The 23,020-nt window shown below is 60.7% G+C and carries 18 protein-coding genes; 2 read left to right on the plus strand and 16 right to left on the minus strand.

Features of this window, described 5'->3' with window-relative positions; translation table 11 throughout:
* Position 1 precedes the first annotated feature (1 nt).
* The 11 genes from BFP99_RS30145 to BFP99_RS30195 form a co-directional block, all read right to left on the minus strand.
* Positions 2-958 carry a fimbrial protein gene (locus BFP99_RS30145; protein WP_065926566.1) on the minus strand — a complete coding sequence of 319 codons (957 nt, stop codon included), beginning with the start codon at positions 956-958 and terminating at the stop codon, positions 2-4.
* A gap of 112 nt (positions 959-1,070) precedes the next feature.
* The gene (locus tag BFP99_RS30150) at positions 1,071-1,619 is read right to left on the minus strand and encodes a fimbrial protein (protein WP_065926567.1); all 549 of its coding nucleotides are present in this window, start codon (positions 1,617-1,619) and stop codon (positions 1,071-1,073) included.
* Positions 1,620-1,628: 9 nt separating this feature from the next.
* Complete coding sequence (locus tag BFP99_RS30155) at positions 1,629-2,108, minus strand: fimbrial protein (RefSeq protein WP_065926568.1); 480 nt, start codon at positions 2,106-2,108, stop codon at positions 1,629-1,631.
* A 13-nt stretch (positions 2,109-2,121) separates the two neighbouring features.
* A complete protein-coding gene (locus tag BFP99_RS30160) occupies positions 2,122-2,616 on the minus strand; it encodes a fimbrial protein (RefSeq protein ID WP_065926569.1) in 495 nt (164 codons plus the stop codon).
* A gap of 10 nt (positions 2,617-2,626) precedes the next feature.
* On the minus strand, positions 2,627-3,208 hold the full coding sequence (locus BFP99_RS30165) for a fimbrial protein (protein WP_065948889.1): 582 nt from the start codon (positions 3,206-3,208) through the stop codon (positions 2,627-2,629).
* A gap of 22 nt (positions 3,209-3,230) precedes the next feature.
* Positions 3,231-3,992, minus strand: coding sequence for a fimbria/pilus periplasmic chaperone (locus BFP99_RS30170; protein ID WP_065926571.1), 762 nt, complete (start codon positions 3,990-3,992; stop codon positions 3,231-3,233).
* A complete protein-coding gene (locus BFP99_RS30175) occupies positions 3,989-6,592 on the minus strand; it encodes an outer membrane usher protein (RefSeq protein ID WP_153227260.1) in 2,604 nt (867 codons plus the stop codon). The genes BFP99_RS30170 and BFP99_RS30175 overlap by 4 nt, the downstream gene beginning before the upstream one ends.
* A gap of 19 nt (positions 6,593-6,611) precedes the next feature.
* Positions 6,612-7,172: a fimbrial protein gene (locus BFP99_RS30180; RefSeq protein ID WP_065926572.1), complete on the minus strand. Its 561-nt coding sequence runs from the start codon at positions 7,170-7,172 to the stop codon at positions 6,612-6,614.
* A gap of 50 nt (positions 7,173-7,222) precedes the next feature.
* A complete protein-coding gene (locus BFP99_RS30185) occupies positions 7,223-7,732 on the minus strand; it encodes a fimbrial protein (protein WP_065926573.1) in 510 nt (169 codons plus the stop codon).
* Between the two features lie 490 nt (positions 7,733-8,222).
* Positions 8,223-8,849 (minus strand): Pr6Pr family membrane protein, encoded by a 627-nt coding sequence (locus tag BFP99_RS30190; protein ID WP_065948890.1) that lies wholly within the window; start codon positions 8,847-8,849, stop codon positions 8,223-8,225.
* A gap of 4 nt (positions 8,850-8,853) precedes the next feature.
* Positions 8,854-9,087, minus strand: coding sequence for a VF530 family protein (locus BFP99_RS30195; protein ID WP_027604640.1), 234 nt, complete (start codon positions 9,085-9,087; stop codon positions 8,854-8,856).
* A 150-nt stretch (positions 9,088-9,237) separates the two neighbouring features.
* Between BFP99_RS30195 and BFP99_RS30200 the strand changes: the two genes are divergently transcribed.
* Positions 9,238-11,256 carry a TonB-dependent receptor gene (locus tag BFP99_RS30200; protein WP_065926575.1) on the plus strand — a complete coding sequence of 673 codons (2,019 nt, stop codon included), beginning with the start codon at positions 9,238-9,240 and terminating at the stop codon, positions 11,254-11,256.
* Positions 11,257-11,639: 383 nt separating this feature from the next.
* A complete protein-coding gene (locus BFP99_RS30205; RefSeq protein ID WP_065926576.1) occupies positions 11,640-14,057 on the plus strand; it encodes a glucose/quinate/shikimate family membrane-bound PQQ-dependent dehydrogenase in 2,418 nt (805 codons plus the stop codon).
* Between the two features lie 91 nt (positions 14,058-14,148).
* On the opposite strand, the gene BFP99_RS30210 is transcribed toward BFP99_RS30205, so the two are convergent.
* The 5 genes from BFP99_RS30210 to BFP99_RS30230 form a co-directional block, all read right to left on the minus strand.
* Positions 14,149-14,568, minus strand: a complete 420-nt coding sequence (locus BFP99_RS30210) for a group I truncated hemoglobin (RefSeq protein WP_065926577.1) — start codon at positions 14,566-14,568, stop codon at positions 14,149-14,151.
* Complete coding sequence (locus BFP99_RS30215; protein ID WP_065948891.1) at positions 14,568-15,425, minus strand: DUF3034 family protein; 858 nt, start codon at positions 15,423-15,425, stop codon at positions 14,568-14,570. The genes BFP99_RS30210 and BFP99_RS30215 overlap by 1 nt, the downstream gene beginning before the upstream one ends.
* A gap of 9 nt (positions 15,426-15,434) precedes the next feature.
* A complete protein-coding gene (locus BFP99_RS30220; protein WP_065949016.1) occupies positions 15,435-17,783 on the minus strand; it encodes a bifunctional diguanylate cyclase/phosphodiesterase in 2,349 nt (782 codons plus the stop codon).
* Positions 17,767-18,450 (minus strand): methylamine utilization protein, encoded by a 684-nt coding sequence (locus tag BFP99_RS30225; protein WP_083221283.1) that lies wholly within the window; start codon positions 18,448-18,450, stop codon positions 17,767-17,769. The genes BFP99_RS30220 and BFP99_RS30225 overlap by 17 nt, the downstream gene beginning before the upstream one ends.
* Positions 18,451-18,670: 220 nt before the next feature.
* Entirely contained in the window at positions 18,671-22,903 is a 4,233-nt protein-coding gene (locus BFP99_RS30230) for a glycosyltransferase (protein WP_176719711.1), read from the minus strand.
* Positions 22,904-23,020: the final 117 nt, after the last annotated feature.

Consider the following 23,020-nt stretch of genomic DNA (forward strand, 5'->3'; position numbering starts at 1 on the left):
CTCAGGGCACCCCCATTACAAGGACGCCGCTGCCGCTGACAACCCCAGCGGCAGGCAGTGAACCGAAACGCCGTACGAGGGAAAACGTCACATCGTCGCTCCCCACACTGTTGGTGATTTGGGTCAGGAATGAACCACCGACTTGAACCGCGCTTGCGCCACGAACCAGGGCCGTGCCCACGTCCGGGTTGGTCATGCGCAGCAGGCGCGTGTCGAACGACGAGGCGGTACCTTTGTAGGTGATGGTGATCGGCGTGGTAATCCCGCCGTCCGGGCATGAATAGGTGAGCCGGCGGTTGCTGCGGATGGTCGTGGTCAGCGGATCGGTACCTATTGCTCTTTGGTGCACATTGCCGAAGTTGATCTCGATCGGGTTGTTATTGTTGATCGTGCAGGTGGACGGGGAGATGGTGAAGTTGTTGGCAGCCGTATACGTGACCGTGAGTTGCGGCCGTGTCGCGTCGTAATTGTTCGAGCTGGTGAGACGCAACAGGCCGAGGGTATCTCCTGTTCGTATATCGATCGGATTGGAGGGACTGTGACGCACCAGGATGTAAGGGGTGATATTGATCGGATAGCCGATCCCGTTGTTGGGCATGGTAGCCACCCGTATACCCGCCGGAACCGGGGTATTGAGGAAAGCGCCATTGATACGCAAACCACTCCGTTCACTGACGAACTTGGGGCCGGATGTCCAAGGTGTCCCAGAGGCATTGCCGGTTTCCCAATAGTCCGCCCCCCAAGCCGGGCCTGCTCCAGCCGTAAACCGACATTCGAGCCGGGCACCTTCCATCAGGATCCTCGTGCGATCCGCATCGAGTCGTACCGTTACGGGGACGGTCAGATGAGTGACGCGCGCCCACTCACCGCCATTGACCCGACAGTCTACGGCCTGCGCGGTCGTGCTGACGCCAATCAGCAGGAGAAGCACAATGGCGCTGTCATATAGTCGTTTCATGTTGATCTCTCGTTGCTTATCTACACAGGCGCCATCCAGCGAACAATCAGTTCGTGCAGACCTGATTGATCTGGAGCCCCATGCGTATGCGCCCGGTTGTCGAGCGTTTGAATTACGGATAATCCAGCGTAAAAGTAGAGGTCGCGGTATAGCTGCCGTGCCCTATGGTCTGGTCCCTGATGGCCATCGGCTCCCCTTGCACGTAGGCTTTGAGTTCGATGACATTGCTGCCATTACTCAGTACCTGTTCGTCGCTGGTTTTATTCAGCGGCAAGGGCTTGTTACCCAGCGTCTCTATACCGATCCCGATACCGGAGGCGCCGCTTCCACCATCGAGTGCGAGCAACCCCGGAAGCTCCCGGTTTTCTACGCCGCCGAACGTGATGGTCACCGTGTCGCCGATGGTGGTGTCGCAGTCCTCCAGGTGCAGCTTGAAACCTTTGCCCACCGAACGCGTATTGATGTAGAGGTGCTTGCTGGTCAGGTCCCAGAGTTCCAGGCTGATTGCCTCGTCACCCGGGCGGATGGTGCAGGCTTCTTCAACCAGGTTGCCCTTGAAATTCAGGTTATCCGCCGCGTGTGCTTCGCAGATCAGGCCGAGGGCCGGCAGGCACGCCAGCACGGCGTACAGCCTGGCCCTATGAACAGTTTCATGTCCCATATCCAACTCCTACTGGTACTCGGCCAACAACGTCGCCACCGCGGTAAACCTGGCGGGGGCAAGCGTTGCACCGGGCTGTTTGACCGGCACGACTTCCAATACCGGCGGGGAAGACAGGGTGATGTCCAGTGGCGTATTGAGTCGAAACGGCAGGTTGTTTTGGAATATCCGAATACCCAGGTCAGGTGCACTGGTCTGCAATGCCGCGCCGTCGAACGTCGTGGGGGTACCGTTGACACTCAACTTGAGTACCCACGGGAGCGTGTCGACGCCACAATTGATGGTGTAACCCACCCCCCGGCGATATTTCACCCCATCGACCCGCTTGACCCCCACATCCCCAAAGTCGACTTCAATCTTGTTGCCCGCATCAATGGTGCAGGGCGGGGGCTCGTTAAGCGTTCCGCTGAACGTTACGTTGGCCGACGCACTATGGCAGAGGCCGATGGAACACAAAGCGAGCAAGGCTCGCTGCTGCCAGCATGTCATTGCGCGCTCCTCATCACTGGTAATCGATCACGAAGGTGGCGGCAGCGTCGAATGCGCCTCCCACCAGCCGGCTGCCCGCGCGCTTGACAGGCACCGCCTGCACCACGGGAAAGTTCGGATAGGTAAAATTCACGCTCGAATTCAGCGCCCAGTCAGCGCCATTGAGCGACAGCTTGACCCCCAGGTCCGGGTTGCGGGTCGAGAGCACACGCCCATCGAACGAAGCCCCGGTCCCCCTGAGCTGGAGAGTCATCGCGTTACTGAACGGGGCGTCACAGGTGACGGTGTAAGGCACGTTGCGACGGTAGTTGACCCCGTCGATCCGTGACGTAAGAAGGTCATTGCCAAAAGGCACATTGAGCGTACCGCCGCCATTGATGACGCAGGGCGGAGGCGCAATGATGACTGCGCGGATGATCAGGCTGGTCTCGGCCTGCGCGCCTTGACTGACCGCCCACAACAGGCCCCCCACGATAAGAATGGCCCGCGAGCCGACTGACTTAGCCATTGTTTTGCCCTTACTCATAACTGAGCCTGAAATCCACCACGGCCCGAAACGCTCCGCTGGTCAACGGCGCGGAGGTACGCGTGGGTTGAACATTCCACGTCTGGGTCGTGCTGCCCTCGCTCAGAAACAACGGTTCGCCCCTGGAGCCCAGCTGTACATCGCGCCCCAGGGCATCGGTCAACCGCAGTCCCATCCCGGTGATGCCTTGCACTTTGACCAGTCGTGGGTCGTCGGCATCGGCAGGGGCAACAAACGTTACCGACAACACCGGTTGGTGAGCGCTCCATGCCAGGTTCCCGGTACGTTCGCTGCGGATACTGCCTGCGGTGCGCTGGCAATCCTGAAAACGCAGTTGAAACGGCTTCGATGGGGCCTGATCGCCAGGTCGTTGCAGCTGACTGGCAGACACGGCGCCCAAGTCGACCGTTTGATGCAACGATGTCATCTCCAGCGTGCAAGGGGACTCATGCATGGATCCGGAAACGTTCAACCGGCCACGCTGGCCATCGATTCCATCGTCATCCTCGGCGCCCGCGCGCGTTGCCAGGACCAGTAACACACAGCCCAGGACTTTCACGTTGTGCAACTTCATGACGCTCTCCCGCTGCAGGCTGCTACTCATTAGGCGTCGAGACTTGCAAGTTCACCTTGCATGTTTCGCCCGTGCAGGTGAACGCCAGTAATGGACGCCCGCCGTAGTCATTCACGTAGGCCAGGTAGGGTGAATTGCCCAGCGCCTTGGCCGTCGGCCCGAGGGTTTGCGTGCCTTTAGGCGGGATCATCACGGGCTCGAAACCCGGCACGGTCTTGCCGTCTTTGCTGCTGCGAGCATCCACCAGAGACACGTAGTAAGGCGTAGGGTTGTTCACCTGGTAACGGTCGCCCTGGCGGGTCAGGGTCAGCTTTTCCTGCCAGGGGTTGGACAGGTCTTGCTGACTGGGAGCGATGGCCTGCGGTCGGTAGAACAATTTAATCCGGGTCTGCAGCGCGATTTGCAGGGTGTTGGATTTGTCGCTGCGCGGTGGAATCTCCCGCAGGTTGAAGTAGTAGACCGTCTCGCGATCCTGCGGCAACGACTTGGCCGCCGGCAACGCCTGCACTTTCACCTGGCTTTGCTTGCCGGGCTCCAAGCGTTGAACCGGCGGCAGCACGATCAAGGGCGAGGTGATCTTGTTGCCCTCCTCGTCCTCGATCCAGCCTTGGGCCAGGTACGGCAGTTGGGTGTTGTTATTGGTGATATTCACGCTGGTCGCATCCTTGCCACCGTCAAAAATCACCCGGGTTCGGTCCAGGCCAACCGCGGCGCCGGCACTCTGGCTCAGACCCAGAGCCAGCAGTGCGAAGACCAGGAGTGTGGGGTGCGTATTGAGCATCATGAGGCGTTGTTCTCCGTATCGGTACGCTTCCCGGTCAGCGCTGCTGGCTCGGGTGAGGATTGATCAGTGGCTACGCTCTGGCAGCGCAATTGCAAGGCATCGGTCAAACTGTCTGCGGGCAGCGCGACGGGCAGCGTGAGCAGGCAGCGTTCGATGCCGCCCCAACTGACGATCATTTGCTCACCGGCCTGAATACCGCTCAGGTAAACAGCGCCACCGTCGTTCACAATCCCGGTGTCCTGCTGTTTGGTGTTCTTCACCGTCGCGCCGAAGGGCGGTGCACTGCCATCCGGCAGGCGCAGGACAGCCATGGCCTTCTCACCGGCAATCACGTCCAGGGACCGATAACCAATGGCCCCTTCGGTAAGGGTCAGTTGGGTCACCGATTGAGTGGCTTCAACGTTGCTCGGCAGGTTCTCCAGGTCGACACTGGCGGCCGTACGCTGGTAGCTGCTGATATCGGAAATCACTGCCTTGCCGAACGCGTTGGTGCGGGTCGATGTGCCGTAACCACGCACAGGCACATCGGGCACACCTCCGGTGTCGAGCATCAGGCGGGTGCCACCGGTGCCATTGGTTCGGTGCAGCGCCGCACCGTAGGGCGTGAGCGTGCCGCCGCCGCGAATGGATGCACTGAGGGTCCTGCCACTGCCTTCCTGGGTGCTGGCGCTGAGATCGATGTCGGCCTGGTCGCCGATATGACTCAGATAGCCGCTGGCGGAGCGGTCGCTTGCATTGAGCTGGTAACTGTTGCGCTCATCGAGGCGATCGCTGTAGCGCGTCGAGAAACTCTCTTTACCCGAGGTCCTGTTGGCGTCCAGCGACAGGGTGCCGCTGCGCCCCAACGGCAGGCTGACCGTCAGCGCCATTCCGTTATCCTTGTAGGCATACTCCTGGGTGCGAAACATGTTCAGGGACAGGCTCATGTTCCTGACGGTTCCCACATTGAAGTAGCGCGACATCGACAGGTTCCAACGCTGAGTGTCCGGGCGCCCCCAATACGTCTGCTTGTTGTAGCTGGCGTAGACGGTCGCCCCAAGGTCACGAAACTGCTTGTTGAGCGTCACCGTATACAGGGCCTTGCTGTCGCCAATCGGCTTCCAGCCCTCGATGTATTCACCGCGCTCGATCCCGCCGCGCTCACCGTTCAACCCGTAATGACGGGCGTCCAGGTACTCGCTCATGCTCAAGTAGTTTTTCTCGGAAAACCGGTAACCGGCAAACGTGACCTGGCTGTCGTACTGCTCGAAGTGCTTGGAGTATTGAAGGCGGTAGGATTTGCCCGAGAATGTCTGGTTCCACACACTGGCGTGGGACTGGGTGGCATCCAGCGATACGGCGCCGAACGCCAGCAGGTCGCGACCGACCCCGACAGACAATGCGCGGTAGTTGTTATCCGTTATCCCGCCGCCAAACAGCGACCAGCCATTGCTGATCCCCCAGGAGAATTCGCCGGTGCCGAAAACGCTGCCGTTGGCGCCGTACTGAAGATCGGACGGGCGCCCGGTCGCCAGCTTGTATCGAACGTGCCCAGGACGTGTCAGGTAGGGAACGCCTGCCGTATCGATCTGGAAGGTCTGAACCGAACCGTCCTGCTCCTCGACCCGCACATCCAGAGTGCCACTCACGGCGTCGCTGAGGTCCTGAATGCGATAAGGGCCTGCGGCGACCAGCGTTTCATACAGCACGCGGCCCTTCTGGCTGATGATGATTCTTGCGTTGGTCTTGGCGACCCCGACGACTTCCGGTGCGTAGCCACGCAGGTTGGGTGGCAGTTGGCTTTGATCCGAGATCAGCGAAGCCCCGGTAAAACGGAAGCTGTCGAAGATGTCCGAGTACAGGTAGTCCTCTCCGACCGTCAAGCGTGCCTTCAGTGCAGGCACTGCGCGATAGGCGTAGTAACGACTCCACTCCAACTGTTGTTGATCCCTGGGTGCCCCCTCCACGCCTTTCTCGATCCGCCCCTGCCAGTCGGCCCTCAGGCGCCAGGCCCCGGCATTGGCGCCAAGGGTTCCGTTACCACTGAGGTTGTTGCGGGTGCCGTCATTCTTTTGATAGCTGGACTGCGCCGTCATGTTGTAGTCAACCAGCAGCCCCGGCACCCCCTCATCCCACCGGGACGGCGGATCCCAATGGATGGCGCTGTACTCGAGATAGGCCTGGGGCAGGTTGATGTTCAGTGTGGAGGTGGCCAGGTCGCCACTGACCTCCATGCCAGGCAAACTTTCGGTATCCAGGCACTCGCCGTTTTTCCACCATTTGAGTTTGGCCGCGTCCGACGCCTTGAGACCCAATTGATCGACAAGATCCAGCGATAAACATGCCTGGCTGCCTTTAGGGTCATTATCGGGGGGATAGAAAGCCACCGATTGCTCAGCAATGGGCTGGGCATTGATCTGCACTACCATCGAATAGGTGCCCGGCAGAATAAACCCGCTGCGGGCAAACTGAGACAAGTCAATATTAGTGCGATCACTCAGATCAAGAACATCAGTATTAAACTCAATATCCCCAGCAGCCAGTGCAGTGCCTGCCAATGATATCAACCCGCCAAAAAGGCTTGGGCGCAGCGTATTTTTGACCTTCGCTGTATTTAACATGCAAGCAACCCATCAACGTTCAAAAATATTCCAACTTGAACCGCACGGCAGTACGGTGGGCTCCGGCCACTATGGGCAATCCGTTACCGACAAAATGAAGCGTGTAGTGCAGCGTCATATCGCCTTCCGTTAACGGATGTGGAGTCATCGGCTGACCCGGAACACTTAACTGGCCAGCGGAATCCTCAATATTCATCGCAACGCCTTGGGAGCCACCAAAGACCGCAAAAGAACGACCGCCTCTGTCGGTGGGGCCGTCAAACGTCACCCGAAGGTGCTGCCAGTCGGGCAGCGTTACCCCTGGACGGGATGGATCGGTACGACTCAAGGTGCAATTGACCAGGCGCAACTGGAAGGACTGGTCCTGGCCCCTGGCGCGCCGCAGGAACCGGCCAATGGGCTCGGGGTCCGTATCGATGGTTTGATCGACGCTGACCAACTCCAGCCCGCAGGCCGAGTCGACGACCTCTCCTCCCAGCGTGACAAGCCCATCACCTTGAGCAGGCTCCTGGGCAACCACCCCAGGGCTGATGAACATCGCCAAAGAAGAGGAGATAGCGAGACTTATGAATGTTTTCACCTGTGCCTCCACCAGCCTCCCCCGCCACGCTGGGTGGCGGGGGAAAACGCTTACTGATAAGCCAAGGTGAAGTTGGTCACCGCGCTGAAGTCGCCTGGCACGATGTCGCCCGTGGCAGCGCCTTGTACATAGGCACCGAACTCCAGCGTGTTGTCACCGGCGGCAATCACTTGCGGCGTGGTAGCCACGCCCAATTCAACGGGTTTACTGCCATGGGTCATCATGATGCCCACATTGCCCGCGCTCCCGACGGTGCCCAGCGCACCCGGCACAACGCTCGATGGCGCTCCGGTGAAGGTGGTGGTCACGGTGTTATCGGTGAGACCCGCCAGGTCGCAGCCCTCAAGTTCAATCAGCAGGCGACGCGGCTCGGACTTCCCGCCCGCTTGCAATTGATGTTTTGCGATCGCGCCAAGGGGAATGGTCTGATCGACCGAATCAGGCTTTATAGAGCAGGCACCCGAATGGACCGACCCCAAGAACGTGACAGTTCCGTCCGCCGCCTGGGCAACGGACATCGACCCCACCAACAGCCCGATAGAGAACAGCGCGGTTTTCATTTTAGCTTTCATTTATAGATGCCCACATTAGTAATAAACGTCGTTTAAGTGATTCCGCCGCCGTGGCGCACAGAATTCCTCTATTTATTCCAATTACTTGTATTGCAAACCAGCTCATTTGAAGCCAGGCGATTATCCCGACCAGATTCCAAAAACATAAGTCGGCCAGTTCTTCTAATTACGTAGCCCTGCAACACTTAAACACATAGGAAAAACATGGCAAATTGCCAAAACTTTAAAAACATCCGTAAGAATTGGACTACATCGGCCTTAGTTGCAAAAGCTTGTCTTCAGATATAACTGTAAGAGAGGGATTACACTCAACGAAAAATAACAACATTTACTCGAGCACATCAACTAACGTGTTGATAAGTGCGCGACGTGGCGAAACACCGCTCAATGGAAAACCATGGACGGTGCGCAGCGGGGGGATGACGAGGCTTAAAGCCTGGGAGAAGGGAGTTGCTCCCTGCCCAGAGATCCGTACAGGTTAAATTCGGGGTGACTTCAAGGTCTTGTCCAGGCCGACCGCCGCCAGGGCAACCAGCACGAACCCCAGCAGGATCCCCCCGGCATTCACAAACACTTGTGGATAACCCAGGGTGCCGACATCGATGAACGGGTACTGGTACTGCCCGAGCAAATCCCCGCGCAGCAGCACATAGCCGAAGTACACCAGCGGGTAGATGACCCACAGGCCAATGTGCTTGAGGCGCAACTGGCCCTTGGGCACGCAGCGCCACCAGTACAGCACGAACAGCAGCGGCATCACGTCGTGCAGCAGTTCATCGGCGATCCATTGAAAGCCTTCGGGCTGCCACAGATGCCGCAGCAACAGGCTGTAGGCCAAGCCGACCACCACGATGCTGACGGCGATGCCGCTGCTGACGCCGGGGGCGAGGAAAAACCGCCTGGCTGCAGAATCGCGCTTCACCCACGCATAGCTCAGCACCACCGCTGCCAGGGTATTGGTCAGCACCGTGAAGAAACTGAAGAAGTTGATCAGCCCGCCGAGCAGACTGGCGCCGGACTCCCAGCGCGAATAGAAAATCAGGTATTGCTGAATCGCCAGGCCCACCCAACCGGCCAGCGCCGCTGCCGCCACATACCGCTTCATGAGGTCAATCCAGCGGGCGTTTGGTGCGCATCAGCTTGACGTACAAGCCTTCGACCTTCTCCCGCGCCCATGGGGTCTTGCGCAAGAAAGTCAGGCTCGACTTGATGCTCGGGTCGCTCTTGAAGCAACGGATATCAATGCGTTCGGCCAGGCCTGCCCATTCGTAGTGTTCCACCAGGGTGGTGAGGACGTGTTGCAGGGTCACGCCGTGGAGGGGGTCGTTGTTTGTCGCGGTCATGCCGGGCCTATGAAAAAGTGCTCACGAAGGCGCACACCTTATCACTCCGCCCTGGCAGGTAAAAAAAGTTCCCGCCCCCGGCAAAAAAGAGATGTTATATTGTAACTATAAATCTCAAATCTTTTTCGTCGTTTTGCCAAGGAATGTCCGATGTCCCTCTCCTCCCTGTGGCGCTTGTCGCCGCTCGCCGCCGCCCTGTTGATCAGCTCGGAAGCCCACGCCCTGGAACTGCAACCCCAAGTCATCACCGGCAACCCGCTGGGCAGCGAGCAACTCGCCTCGCCGACCACCGTGCTGGAGGGCGATGAGCTGACCCTGCAACAAAAAGGCAGCCTCGGCGAAACCCTGAACAAGCAACCGGGCGTGTCCTCCTCGTACTTTGGCCCAGGCGCCAGCCGGCCGATCATTCGTGGCCAGGACGGCGACCGTATACGCATTTTGCGCAACGGCGTGGGCGCGCTGGATGCGTCGTCGCTGTCCTATGACCACGCGGTGCCGCTGGACCCGGTCAACGTCGAACGCATTGAAATCGTACGCGGCCCGGCAGCGCTGTTGTATGGCGGCAGCGCCATCGGTGGCGTGGTCAACACCTTCGACAACCGCATCCCCACCGAAGCCATCGAGGGCATCCACGGCGCCGGTGAATTGCGTTACGGCGGCGCCGACACCACGCGCAGCAGTGCGGGCAAGCTGGAAGCCGGCAATGGCACCTTCGCCTTGCACCTGGACGCCAACGCGCGGGAATTCAACGACCTGAAAATCCCCGGCCAGGCCCGCAGCCGCCACGCCCCGGACAGCGATGACGCACCCGGCAGGAACGGCCGCCTGGGCAACAGCGACGGGCGCCAGGACGGCGGTGCGGTAGGCGGCTCCTACACCTGGGACGACGGTTACGCCGGGCTGTCCTACAGCAACTACGACAGCAACTACGGCTCGCCGGCCGAGCAGGAAGTGCGCATCCGCATGAAGCAGGATCACTACGCCTTTGCGTCCGAGATCCGCAACCTGCAAGGCCCGTTCACCTCGGTCAAACTCGACGCGGGCTACACCGACTACGAGCACCGCGAAATCGAAGGCGGCGAAACCGGCACGATCTTCAAGAACAAAGGCTATGAAGCCCGCGTCGAAGCGCGTCACCAGCCCGTTGGCCCGTTCGATGGCGTGGTGGGCGCCCAAGTAACCCGCAACGAATTCTCGGCCCTCGGTGAAGAAGCCTTCGTGCCGCAGACCGACACCAACGCCGGCGCGCTGTTTATCCTCGAAGAAATGCAGGCCACCGAGCGCCTCAAGCTCAGCCTCGGCGGGCGCCTGGAGCACACCAGCGTCGACCCGGACGCCAAGGGCAACGCGCGTTTTGCCGGTGCCGACAAGACCAACGACTTCACCGCCGGCAGCCTGTCGTCCGGCGCGGTGTATACGCTGACGCCCATCTGGTCCCTGGCCGCGACCCTGGGCTACACCGAGCGCGCGCCGACCTTCTACGAGCTGTATGCCAACGGCGCCCACGTCGCCACCGGCACCTATGAACTGGGCGATGCCAACCTGAAAAAAGAAAAGGCCGTGTCCAGCGACCTGGCCCTGCGCTTTGACAATGGCACGCACAAGGGCAGCTTCGGCGTGTTCTACAGCCGCTTCTCCAATTACATCGGCCTGCTGGGCACGGGTCGTACGCTGAACGATGAAGGCGAAGAAGACGCGGATGGCATTCCTGAGTACGAATATTCCGGCGTGCGGGCACGTTTCGCCGGCTTCGAAGCCCAGGATCACATCAAGCTCGGCGAAGGCGCCTACGGCAAATTCGCGCTGGAGCTGTCAGGCGACTACACCCGCGCCACCAACCTCGACACCGGCGAAGCCTTGCCGCGCATCGCCCCGTTGCGCTTGAACAGCGGTTTGCTGTGGGAACTGGACCGCTGGCAGGCACGCATCGACGTCGAACACGCCGCTGGCCAGGGCCGTGTGCCGGATAACGAAAGCGGCACCGATGGCTACACCACATTGGGCGCGAGCGCCGGTTATCACTTCAATGTCGGCGGCAGCCAATGGCTGGCGTTTGTGAACGGTGAAAACCTGACCAACCAGACCGTGCGCTATGCCAGCTCGATCCTGCGCGATATCGCGCCGGCACCGGGACGCAGTGTGCAATTGGGCATCCGCACCACCTTCTAAACACACTGAAATTCCCCTGTGGGAGGAGGCTTGCCCCTCCCACCGTTATTTGGCAGCGACGATCTGTCACTGTTACCAAATCGGAAATGATGCATCTTGCGATTTGCGCTTTCTCTCGGCGCGTCCGCGCTTTATTCTTGTCGGCAATAAACTGAAACGTTTCACTTCCCCGGTCGATCCTATCTTGCTGATTATTCCTGCCCACCAAGACAGCGCTGTCTTACACCGACCCGCGCCTGGGGATAAATCGCCCGCCTGTGGATAACCCCCGCTTTCCCCAGAAAAACCGAATTAACGCTGAACCAAGCCCGTGCCGAATCGTCATCTACAGTGAATGAAGCACGGGGTTACACAATTATTCCAACGTCACGGAGAAACACACTATGAGCACTGATGGTGCTTCGAGCCCAAGCCGCCTGCTGCCCAGGCTGCTGGGGATCTTGCTGCTGATCATGGGCCTGGCCTTGCTGGCCGGCGGCGTCAAGCTGAGCCTGCTCGGCGGGTCGCTGTACTACCTGCTGGCCGGTATCGGCATCACCCTGACCGGCCTCCTGCTGCTGGCTACCCGCCGCGCAGCGCTGGGCCTGTACGCGCTGGTGCTGTTCGCCAGTACCGTGTGGGCCTTGTGGGAAGTCGGCCTGGACTGGTGGCAGTTGGTGCCGCGCCTGGCGCTGCTGTTCGCCCTGGGCATCGTCATGCTGCTCCCGTGGTTTCGCCGTCCGTTGCTGCGCGGCCAACCTGCCCCGCTGGGCACTGGTGCGCTGAGCGTGGCCGTGGTGCTGGCCGGTGCAACCGCCCTGGCCAGCCAATTCACCAACCCCGGTGAAATGGTCAAGACCGGCCAACTGGACCGCGACGCGGTACCGGGCATGGCCAGCGCTGCACCGTCCCAGGCCGATGGCGACTGGAACTCCTATGGCCGCTCGGCCTACGGTGATCGTTACTCGCCGTTGGCGCAGATCACTCCGGAAAACGCGCACAAGCTGGTACCGGCATGGACCTATCGCACCGGCGACATCCCCGGCCCGAACGATCCAGGCGAGACCACCGCGGAAAACACCCCGCTGAAAGTCAACGGCATGCTCTACGTGTGCACGCCCCACAGCCAGGTGATTGCGCTGGACCCGGACACCGGCAAGGAAATCTGGCGCTTCGATCCGAAGATCAGCAGCCAGGGTGCCGAGAACTTCAAGGGTTGGGCACACATGACCTGCCGTGGCGTGTCGTATCACGATGACGCCGCCTACGCTTCCGAGCAGAGCCCGACCGGCAGCGCCAGCCCGGCCGCCGCACCGAATGCCTGCCCGAAACGCATCTTCGTGCCGACCGCCGACACCCGCCTGATCGCCCTGAACGCCGACACCGGCAAGATGTGCGAAGACTTCGGTGACAAAGGCCAGGTCGACCTGCGTGCCAACATCGGCAGCTTCGCCCCAGGCGGTTACTACTCCACTTCGCCACCGGCCGTGACCAAAAACCTGGTGGTGATCGGTGGACACGTCACCGATAACGTCTCCACCGACGAGCCCAGCGGCGTGATCCGCGCGTTCGACGTACACACCGGCAAGCTGGTGTGGAACTGGGACAGCGGCAACCCGGACGACACTACCCCGTTGGCCGAAGGCAAGACCTACACCCGCAACTCGCCGAACATGTGGTCCATGTTCGCCGTGGATGAAAAACTCGGCATGCTCTACCTGCCGATGGGCAACCAGATGCCCGACCAGTACGGCGGCGATCGTACCGACGATTCCGAGAAATACGCTGCGGGCCTGACCGCCCTGGACATCGACAGCGGCCACGTGAAGTGGACCTTCCAGTTCACTCACCATGACCTGTGGGACATGGACGTCGGCGGCCAGCCGTCGCTGATCGACATCAAGACCGAAGCCGGCGTGAAGCAAGCGGTGATGGCGTCGACCAAGCAAGGCAGCATCTACGTGCTGGACCGCGCCACCGGCCAGCCGGTGGTGCCGATCCACGAAGTGGCCGTGCCCCAGGGCGCTGTCGCGGGCGACCGTACTTCCCCGACCCAGCCGAAGTCCGAGCTGAACTTCATGCCACCGCCCCTCAAGGAGCGTGACATGTGGGGCGTGACACCGTTCGACCAACTGCTGTGCCGCATCGATTTCAAATCCATGCGCTACGACGGCCCGTTCACCCCGCCATCGCTGCAAGGTTCGATCGTCTACCCAGGTAACTTTGGCGTGTTCGACTGGGGTGGTATTTCCGTCGACCCGGTACGCCAGATCGCCTTCGTGAACCCGAGCTACATGGCGTTCAAATCCAAGCTGATCCCGGCGGCCGATATCGCCAAGCAAGGCCCTCGCGTCAGCGAAACCCAGGGCGTGCAGCCGAACAAAGGCGCGCCGTACGGCGTGATCCTCGAAGCACTGCTGTCGCCCCTGGGCCTGCCGTGCCAGGCACCGGCGTGGGGTTATGTGGCCGCGGTCGACCTGACCACCCACCAGACTATCTGGATGCACAAGAACGGTACCGTGCGTGACAGCTCGCCGGTTCCGGTTCCGCTGACCATGGGCGTACCGAGCCTGGGCGGTACGTTCACCACGGCCGGTGGCGTGTCGTTCCTCAGCGGTACCCTCGACCAGTACCTGCGGGCCTATGACGTGAAAAACGGCAAGCAGTTGTGGGAAGGCCGCCTGCCAGCCGGCGCGCAAACCACCCCGATGACCTACACCGGCAAGGACGGCAAGCAATACGTGCTGGTCGTGGCGGGTGGTCATGGTTCCCTGGGGACCAAGCAGGGTGACTATGTGATGGCGTTTAAACTGCCGGATTAAGCAAGACTGGCGGTAAAACAAAGGCGGCTACCCTCAACAGGTAGCCGCCTTTTTCATGTGTGATGCAGGACTGAATGTGGTGTTCAGCAGACTAGTGCTCGATCACTTCTCCACGCATCGCAGCCAGCCGGGCAATCAATCGATTTTGCACCGCTACCGCAATGCCCTCGCGGTCCATCGCCTTGATCAAATCCTCCACCAACGCATTAAAGTCACTGCGGCTCACGTTCTGGCCCTTGTGACTCTCGGCCATGCTGTCACCGGTGTAGGTGCACGGCCCGCCTGCCTCGACGCAGAACTGTTCGATCAACTTGTTGCGCAAACGCTGGATATCGATGCGTCGGAAGCGTTCGACAATGCGCTCATCGCGGGCAATGTTGAGCAGCATGCCTTCGACAATCCGCGTGATGCCGGGCATGGCGCCGAGGTCGCGGTACAGGCTGTCGTCCTTGGGCGGTTGCTGGGCGCAGGCGCTGAGCAGCAGCACCAGGGCGATGGGTAGAAAGCGCATCAGAAACTCCCCTGCACCGACAGGTAGGTGCCGTTCTGGTTATCCAAGGTCGCGATTTCGCCGAGGCGGGCGTAGGCCAGCACAAACGACAGGTGTTTATTGGGAAAGTAGCCGACAAACACATCGGCCCAGTCGCTTTCGCCGGCGAACGACAGGTTGTCGGGTTTCTCGCGGTACTCCACGCCCACCGCCCAGCGCGGGTTGAACAGCAGCGCCAGCGAGCCTTCCTTGAGCAGGCTGCGGCTGTCGCGACGGTCGCCGCCAAAGCCGAGCAGGCCGGTTTCGTTGGCGCGGCTGTAGCGCAGGCTGGCGTTGACCAGCACGTTGTAGCCAAACGCGGCGCCCATGAACAAGCGGCTGGCGGCGAGGTAGCCCTCCACATCGCTGTCGCGCTTGGCGCCGACGAGGCTGGGGATATCGAAATTGGTCTGGTGCTTGTATTCCAGGCCGAGGGACACCTGCGGCAAGCGGTCGTAAATCACGTCACCGAACAGGCGAACCTTCACGCCCAGTACATCCTGGCCGAGGTTGTCTTCGGGCAGGTTGAGCTTATGCACCAGGCTACCGAGGTCAAAGCGCTGGCGGGCGAAAGACACTTCGACCCGGTTGTCATAGGCCAGCGCCAACCCGGCCACGTCCAGCCGATAATCCGGCAGGTTGACCGTGGTGGCGAACGCCGTGGCACCCCACTCGTGCTGTTCGCCGTAGCCGGTCAACACCGCCCACGGCGTGATCCCACCGCCGGCCGTACCCTCGATGCTGCTGGCACCGCCGGTGGCGATCAGGCGACCGCTATCGGCCAGGGTGGTTTGCACCGTCAGGGCGGCCAGGCAGCCGATCACTAGAGAAAGACGCACGTCAGCCACTCAATGAACCAGGGAAGTTTGCGCACTGAGGGGCAAGGCCACCCAGGCTTCGAAAGCGTCGGCGCTCAAGGGCCGGCTGATCAGATAACCCTGGGCCGTATCGCACTGCCAGCGTTCCAGAAGACGCAGGCTGTGGGCGTATTCAACGCCCTCGGCGACCACTTTGAGGCCCAGATTGTGGCTCATCTCGATGGTGGAACGCACGATCACTGCGTCTTCACTGGTTTCATCGAGGTTGCGCACAAAGGATTGGTCGATCTTCAATTCTTGCACCGGCAAGCGCTTGAGGTGCGCGAGGGACGAGTAGCCAGTGCCGAAGTCATCCACCGACAGGCTGATGCCGCAATTGCGCAGCAGGTGCAGGACTTTGAGGGCTTTTTCCGGCTCGCGCATCACCGCGCTCTCGGTGATTTCAAACACCAACTGCTCCGCCGGCAAGTTATAGCGCCGCAACAACGCCAAGACTCGGTGAGCCAGCTCATCGCCGAGCAAGTCGTCTGCCGAGATGTTCAACGACAGCTGCAGGTACAGGCCACGGCGGTTCCATTCACACAACTGACGAATGCCTTCCTCGATCACCCAATGGGTCAACAACTGGATGCTGCCCGAGCGTTCGGCCAGGGGGATGAACTCCGCTGGCGAGACCATGCCGAACTGCGGGTGCTGCCAGCGCAGCAAGGCTTCGGCCTGGCGCACATGGCCTTGGCGAATGTCCAGCTTGGGCTGGTAATGCAGCAGCAGTTGGCCCTGGTTGGGCGCGTGACGCAGGTCGCGGATCAGGGTGATCTGGCGGCGGTGCGCGAGGTCGCGGCCCTGCTCGTAGATTTGCAGGCGGCCGGGCATTTGCGCGGCGTCTTTCATGGCGATGGCTGCGCGCTCGAGCAAGGTGTGCGGGCTTTCGCCATCGGCCGGGAATGCCGCGATGCCCAGGCGGCAGTCCAGCGCCAGGTCATGGCCGTTGATGCGCTGGGGGCGCAGCAACAGTTGCTGGAGTTTGTCGGCCATGCCCACCGCCTCGTCGCTGCCGGCGCCTTCGAGCAGGAGCAGGAACTCGTCGGCAATCAAGTGCGCCAGGGTATCGCCGGGACGCAACACCGCCTCCAGGCGACGACTGACGGCCAGCAGCAATTGGTCCACCGCATCCGGCCCGGCGGTTTCGCTGGCGGCGCGCAAGTTGTCGATGCCCAGGTAAATCAGCGCGACCGGCCGATTCAACGCAATGGCGCTGCCCAGGCGCTCCATGGCCAGCGCGCGGTTCGGCAGGCCGGTGAGCCGATCATGCAGGGCGTTGTGGGCAAGCTGCTGTTCGCGCTCGGCGATCCCGCTTTGCATGGAGTTGACCGCATGGGCCAGCAAGCCCAGTTCGTCGCTGCGGGCCAGGGCCACCGGCGTCTGATAATCGCCCTGGCCAATGCGTTCGGCCGCCAGGGCCAGCGCCTGCACCGGGCGCGATACGGTGCGCGCCAGCAACAAGGCACCGATCAACGAGGCCAGCAATGCGATCAATGCGATACCGAGGATCTTTTCATCCAACGGCACAAAGGCCTGCATCGCCGCATCCAGCGGGCTTTGCAGCAAGGCCAGGACCTTGCCGTTTTCATCACTGGCCAAGACCAGCGACTGGCTGAGGAAGCTCTGCTCCAGATGATCGGTGGTGGACACGCCACGGCGCGTGGAATCGCCCTGCATCAGGCTCAGGATACTCCCGCGCAGCGCCTGGGGCTGGGTGGTGACCAACTCGCCGGGCTGGTCTTTATCAATCGCCAGGAACGACACTTCGAGGTTGCTCAACGAACGCAACTCATCGGCGAACACGCCGTCCATGCTGAAGCCCATCACCACCCGCGCAATCGGCAACGGCGCCAGCACCGAGGCCTCCACCAGCAGGTGCGGCTTGCCTTGCAGCGGCACGATCAGCATGGCCTGGCGATTGCGCCGGGCTTCGCGCAGCGATTGGTCATAGTGGAAGGTCGAACCTTCGGGCACTTCGCTCAGGGTGCTGGCCAGGACTTTGCCGTCCATGCCCAGCAGGATCATGTCGCTGGCGTTGATGCGCTTGCCGTGGTTGAGCAGCACCGAGCGCATCGTCGCCGAATCGCCACTGGCCACCGCATCACGAAAACCGAAGTCGGCCGCCAGCAATTGCACGCCGTCGGCGAGGCGCCGGCCGCGTGCGTCCAGCAAGCGCTCGAACACCCGCGCGCCCACGTCCAACTGGGCCAGCGCCTGGCTGCGCACCGCCGAGCTGGTGGCGGCCTTGACGCTGAAGTACAGCGCACCGATCACCACCAGCAGCAGCAGGATCAGAACGCTGGCGACCCGCGCCTGGAAACTACTGCGCAGGTTCACGGGCAGCTCGGTTGAAGGCATCGCCAAAGGCGCTTGGCATCGGTGTGGGTGGAAGATCTTCGGACGCGGGCTCAAGGGCCAGCACCACGCGGTGGCTCAGGCCGGCGGCGGGAACATGCAGGGTGCCGCCATCCAAGGGCTGCATATTCGCCAATTGCGGATGCCACAGGGTGGCGTGGTAATCGCCGGGAGGCAGTTGCTCCAGGCGCACCTGGCCCTGGGCATCGCTGACGCCAAAGTGCGGATCGTCGGTGACGTAGATATAGCCGAGCATCCAGTCATGGATATTGCAGCCCAAGACCACCACGCCGGGCTTGTCGAACAGCAGCGGCTCGCTGGGCGTGCCTTCATACAGGCGCAGTTCGAAGCGTTTGGCCGCGGAGAAGGAATACACCTGGTGCCGGATGTTATCGCTGTTGGGGAAACGCACCTGGGTGCCGGTATGGACCGCCAGCACATGTGGGGCAAAACGCTGGCCACGTTGGTCCATATTGGCCTTGAGCACACCGGCAGGCGCGCCTGCCGGGCCCTGGAGGGTCACGACTGCATCGGCAACCGGGCTGCCATCGGCCTGGCGCATCGAGACCTCAAGCGTGGCCGCCGACGCGGGGCATGCCACTGCCAGCACCAGCGCTACACGGGATAAGAAGTCAGTCATTCGAGCCATGGGATATCCGCAAAAAATGGAAAAAGAGCGGCCAGCCCTGGCACAACGAAGCACAGCCATGATGCCGCAAGCAAGGCAAAATGCCATCACTGATTATGAGATGAGGCTTGACCGTTGGTCGGCAAAAACCTATGCAATCGGTCAAGCTCTGTAGAGGATGTCGACCATTCAAGAGAAAGCTGTAGCCGAGCGCCCGTTTTTTCCGGCCGCCACGGCTACCTCAATCTACTGCCCTGGCCATGCTGGTTTGCGAACCGATCTCTACCGCAAACTTGCTGTTGAAGGGCAAGTAATGGTTGTAAGCCTCGGCAAAGGCTGTGGCGTCTGAAGAAGACAGCTTGATACCCGCGAGCGACGGATCCGTTGCCGCCCAACTCAAGTCATAGGCGCTGCCCATGGTTTTCCTCAGCACGTCGTTGAACAAGGTCGGCCCCGTGACTTCAAAAATCCTGGTCTGGTACTCATTGAACGTCTTTATCTGCTCGGCGGTAGGGGTTCCCTTCAAGTAAGGGCGATTACCTTCGAGCCATTGCTGATTGCCTTTGAAACGACGGTACAGCTCATCGCTGATATCGCGCAGCACAGGATTATTGGGATGACTTGCAAACACACTGGTGTTGTAGCCAATAAAATCGGTGTCTGCATAGGAAACATGCGAGTTCAATAACACCTGATTACCCGTCGCCTTGAGCTCCACCTCACCGATATTGGCCGTGACCACGTCATCACTGTCCAGGTAAATACCGCCCCGGTGATTGATCAGCGGGTAACGTAATGCATCACTGGCCGCCGCGTAGTTTTGCCCCGCGCCTTGGCGGAAGAACTGATAAACCTCGCCGGAATCCGATGCCTTGAAGGCTTTGAAAAAGGCATCATCGTTCAAGTTACGCACGTCCAGGTTGCGGCCTTTGCCCTGAAGTTGCGCTTTTATCTGCTCAAACACCTGCGGTGTGTCCGCATCGATATGCACAATGGTTTTATAAGCAGAGGTCTTTTCTGCGTTACTCAGAACAGTGGCGAGCCGATCATCCGGCATGCTGCCGCCCGCCCAGATGTAATTGATCTCCTTGGGGATGGCGGTGGCTGCCTGGGGAATAGGCAGCGCTGCAACGCGCACGGTTCTGATACTGCTGGGCGAAGGCAATGTGTCTTTGACTTTCAAGTATTCCTGTAACGGCCCGGCGCGCCAGTCGTAAGGCCCGGCTCGCCAGAAAACATCACCCAGCGCATCGCCCCGGCCGATTTTACGCCAAGCGCCCAGTTCGGCATCAAACCTGACTTCAGTCGTAAAGTTAGCGAGAAAGGTTATTTGCCCATCCCTCCTCACCACTTGCTCAACCTCGTCCATCGGCAGTTCAACCAGCTTGTAGTCCTGTGACGCAATGCCGTCTCCACCCTGTAACCCCAAGCGACGCCACTGTTCGTTGCCACGGTTGCTGAACAGGAACTCGGTTTGCCGGTTGGTCTTCGGGTTAATCAGCCGCGCCTGCACACTCCCCGGGCTGCCGGCCTGCGACACCTCGCGAACTTTATAAACCGAGGTTTTCCCCGAGCCGTCCGCGTTGCGAATGTACTGTGCGCCGTCCTCCCCTCGGTAGATACCCTGGCTGTCAGGCGTCAACCCCGCCAACTTCGCTTTACTGACCGCATACTTGTCGAAGTGCACATTATCAACGGCACCCGGCGCAACTGCGGGTGGGCTGACAGGGCGAAAATCCTTGAGCGCCGGGCCATAGGCCGTGCGAGTAGTGACATCGTAGGCATGCCACTTGCCCCGATGACGCTTGGCAATAACCTTCAATCCCTGCGTCGATGCACTCGCCAAACCCATCTCACCTTCGACAGCACCCGACATTTTTGCGTAGGCGTTGAGATTGAAACCCTGCCCCTGCAGCCATTTCAGTTCCCTGTGACCGGCCTGCCAGAGCGTTTTGATGCCTTGGGTGGCCCGCAGCCCCAAGCCCCCTAGACCTTCCACCGGGTTCAGACCGCTGAGGGCGGCCCGGAACAGGATGTCAGACGCCTTGAACGCTCGCGTTCCAAGCCGCTCAGTCACTTTGCCAGCCACCTTCGCCGCCGAACCCAGCCCCTTGCCGACTGGCACGACGAAACCAAAGATATCCAGCGCAAAATCGCGCACAGCAGCACCGACGTTTCCGTTGGCGGCATTCTCGATCGCGTTTTTGAGCGGAATCAAACCCGTGACAAAATCATGTCCGGCCTTGATCTGCGCCTCCTCATCTTCCACCGCCGTCGACCCGCGTGCGGCCGCTTTCATCGCTGCTGGGTCATACAGCAGGTGATTGGCCATGACCTCAGCAATCTGGCCGAAGCGAGGATGGTCGATAGTCGGAACCGCGTCGTCCATCGCCTTTCTGTCCTCGGGCAAGAGCGGCGCATTGAGTTTTTCGGTCAATAAATCATGGGAGTACGTGCCCGGTCGCGGGGCAGTGCCTGAACGGTAAGCCTCGTAGTCCAGCCATTCGCCGATCCCTTTGGCTTGACGGGCTGCATACCCCTCAGGATCCGCCACTCGGGGCGCTGGATTCGGCGGATTCCTGGGCAGGTCCTCGCGCTTTCGAATGAGCCCCTGCAACGGGAACAACTCATAGGACGCATGCTTGAAGTCGGCATAGGCCCGGCCAGTGTCACGCTTGTCCCTTGGGGTCAGGACCCGCATCCACAAACCGTAGCGCGCCACGGCGGCCTGCGCTTGGGCGTCGGACTCCAGCCCCTCGGCCTGGGCCTCACTGGCCTTGCGCAAGGAAAAAAACTCTACCTGGCCGGACGCGATGGTTTGCCTGTCGCTCAGCGGCAATTGCGAGAGTTGATGTGCGACCAATGTCGTGAGACTCGCCTTCAGGCCACTCACGTATGCATCGAATTGCTCATCGAAGATTTTTCCAACGTCAGGCAGCGGCGTGACCCTGTAATGCCGATTACCCAGGGAAAAATCGTGACGCACCCCTCGCGGGATACGGTCCATTTTGCCGGCCATGTAAATGTCCAGCAGTGAGTGCAGCTCACTCTCGCTGGCATCAATGTGGGTGATGCTGATGTTTGGGACTTCAAAAGAAACATCGTCTCCATAGGCTTTTTTCAGTTCGGCAAGCGCAATGTCTCTTCGGGTGGGCATCGTCGCGGCCAACTGACTCTGCGCCTTTTGCAGCCTGGTCATGGTTTCATTGAAGGTTGTCCGTAACCCATCCAGTTGTTCGGGCGTATACACCCTCGGATTGGCCGGGACTCTGCCCTGGGCAATGCCCCAATCGACCAGAGCCTGCTCCTGGGCGTGACGCTCGACGATTGCCTGAGTCAGCGAGACCGGACCATGGCTCTCACGCGTCATCCACTCGCCAAAAGGAATGCACGCGGCAACACCCGGTATCGCGTGTTCGCTGGCCTCAACCACTGCCGTGAGCCTCATCCAGGCGGGTGACCCCACCACCAGATTGGCGGGCATATCAGGCACAAGAAAGGTCGGTGCCGCGCCCACGAGCAGCAGCCAGGCCGCCGCAGGAGCCAAGGCGGAGGTGACTTTGCCCTGCGCCACCAAGTGCTGGCTCAATCGCTCCACTACCACGGCCGGGCTTACCCCCCAGTTGGCCGGCGCCAGCAAGTCATACCCGGCCACCTGCCCGCGTTGGCTGCCTGCGTGCGGGTCAAGTTCCAGCACCATCGCTGCCATCGCCCATTGAGCGGCGCTGGAAGGTGTAGATACGCCGTCGAAAGCCGCCTCGAGTTTTTTCCCCAACGCTTGGACTTCGGGACTTTCAATCATCTGTTCAATCCGCTGCACGACGCCTGCGGGTCGACTTGAATCAACGTGTTTCTCCTGAAAGAGCGCGAACAAACCCTTGCCAGGCGAAACCTCGGCCAGGGTCTGCGAGACCATCGCCTGCAGCCGACGCCTTTGCTCAGCGTCCAGCGCAAGCGGCATGGACAAAAGGCCCCAGTAGTTGCCCCGTTCAAGCGGCTCGGGCAGAGGGTTTGAACTCGCGTAGAGCAGGTCTGCCAGTTGTTCCGGGGTGTGTGGAACATTCAAGCCGGACTCCCTTAGAAACCAGGCCACCGGCACTTGCGAAGCAGGCTCAAGCCGATTTTCGCGTCCAAACGTTGAAAGGGCATCAGCAGGCATCATCTGACGGTCCAACAAGGTTGCAACCTTCAGGCTCGGGTTTTCCAGCGCGGCCTTTTGCACCGCCCCCAAGGCCGTTATCAGGCTCTGCGTGTTGCGGGTATTGCCAAGCCGTTCTCTCGCTTCATCCAGGCTCTGTTCCGAGCTAGACAGTGACCTTTGCAGCGAGCGCCCAGGGTTTACCTGCACGGCTGCGGGTGGCGAGCTTGAATCATGGATTTGGATGGGTTCGCGCTGATGCCCTTCCCAGGGCAGGGGCGACTGAAGTTCAGGGCGAGATTGGCCAGGGAGGACGGTTGTAGGAATGGTGCGCATGAATTGCCCCTCACAGGCCCGTCGAGAGCGGGCCAAGGTTAGGAAAGGCCGGAGAGAGTTCCGGAGTAACCTGAGTGCAACTTGGAGAAAAATCGGCGAGACGAAAATTTTAGAAGC

This window comes from Pseudomonas sp. 1 R 17, assembly GCF_900067035.1.
GTDB lineage: Bacteria > Pseudomonadota > Gammaproteobacteria > Pseudomonadales > Pseudomonadaceae > Aquipseudomonas > Aquipseudomonas marginalis.

What these genes read in the sequence shown, in the direction of transcription:
- BFP99_RS30145 (WP_065926566.1), bottom strand. Translation starts at nt 958, where the DNA reads ATGAAACGACTATATGACAGCGCCATTGTGCTTCTCCTGCTGATTGGC.
- BFP99_RS30150 (WP_065926567.1), bottom strand. Translation starts at nt 1,619, where the DNA reads ATGGGACATGAAACTGTTCATAGGGCCAGGCTGTACGCCGTGCTGGCG.
- BFP99_RS30155 (WP_065926568.1), bottom strand. Translation starts at nt 2,108, where the DNA reads ATGACATGCTGGCAGCAGCGAGCCTTGCTCGCTTTGTGTTCCATCGGC.
- BFP99_RS30160 (WP_065926569.1), bottom strand. Translation starts at nt 2,616, where the DNA reads ATGGCTAAGTCAGTCGGCTCGCGGGCCATTCTTATCGTGGGGGGCCTG.
- BFP99_RS30165 (WP_065948889.1), bottom strand. Translation starts at nt 3,208, where the DNA reads ATGAAGTTGCACAACGTGAAAGTCCTGGGCTGTGTGTTACTGGTCCTG.
- BFP99_RS30170 (WP_065926571.1), bottom strand. Translation starts at nt 3,992, where the DNA reads ATGATGCTCAATACGCACCCCACACTCCTGGTCTTCGCACTGCTGGCT.
- BFP99_RS30175 (WP_153227260.1), bottom strand. Translation starts at nt 6,592, where the DNA reads ATGTTAAATACAGCGAAGGTCAAAAATACGCTGCGCCCAAGCCTTTTT.
- BFP99_RS30185 (WP_065926573.1), bottom strand. Translation starts at nt 7,732, where the DNA reads ATGAAAACCGCGCTGTTCTCTATCGGGCTGTTGGTGGGGTCGATGTCC.
- BFP99_RS30190 (WP_065948890.1), bottom strand. Translation starts at nt 8,849, where the DNA reads ATGAAGCGGTATGTGGCGGCAGCGGCGCTGGCCGGTTGGGTGGGCCTG.
- BFP99_RS30195 (WP_027604640.1), bottom strand. Translation starts at nt 9,087, where the DNA reads ATGACCGCGACAAACAACGACCCCCTCCACGGCGTGACCCTGCAACAC.
- BFP99_RS30200 (WP_065926575.1), top strand. Translation starts at nt 9,238, where the DNA reads ATGTCCCTCTCCTCCCTGTGGCGCTTGTCGCCGCTCGCCGCCGCCCTG.
- BFP99_RS30205 (WP_065926576.1), top strand. Translation starts at nt 11,640, where the DNA reads ATGAGCACTGATGGTGCTTCGAGCCCAAGCCGCCTGCTGCCCAGGCTG.
- BFP99_RS30210 (WP_065926577.1), bottom strand. Translation starts at nt 14,568, where the DNA reads ATGCGCTTTCTACCCATCGCCCTGGTGCTGCTGCTCAGCGCCTGCGCC.
- BFP99_RS30225 (WP_083221283.1), bottom strand. Translation starts at nt 18,450, where the DNA reads ATGGCTCGAATGACTGACTTCTTATCCCGTGTAGCGCTGGTGCTGGCA.
- BFP99_RS30230 (WP_176719711.1), bottom strand. Translation starts at nt 22,903, where the DNA reads ATGCGCACCATTCCTACAACCGTCCTCCCTGGCCAATCTCGCCCTGAA.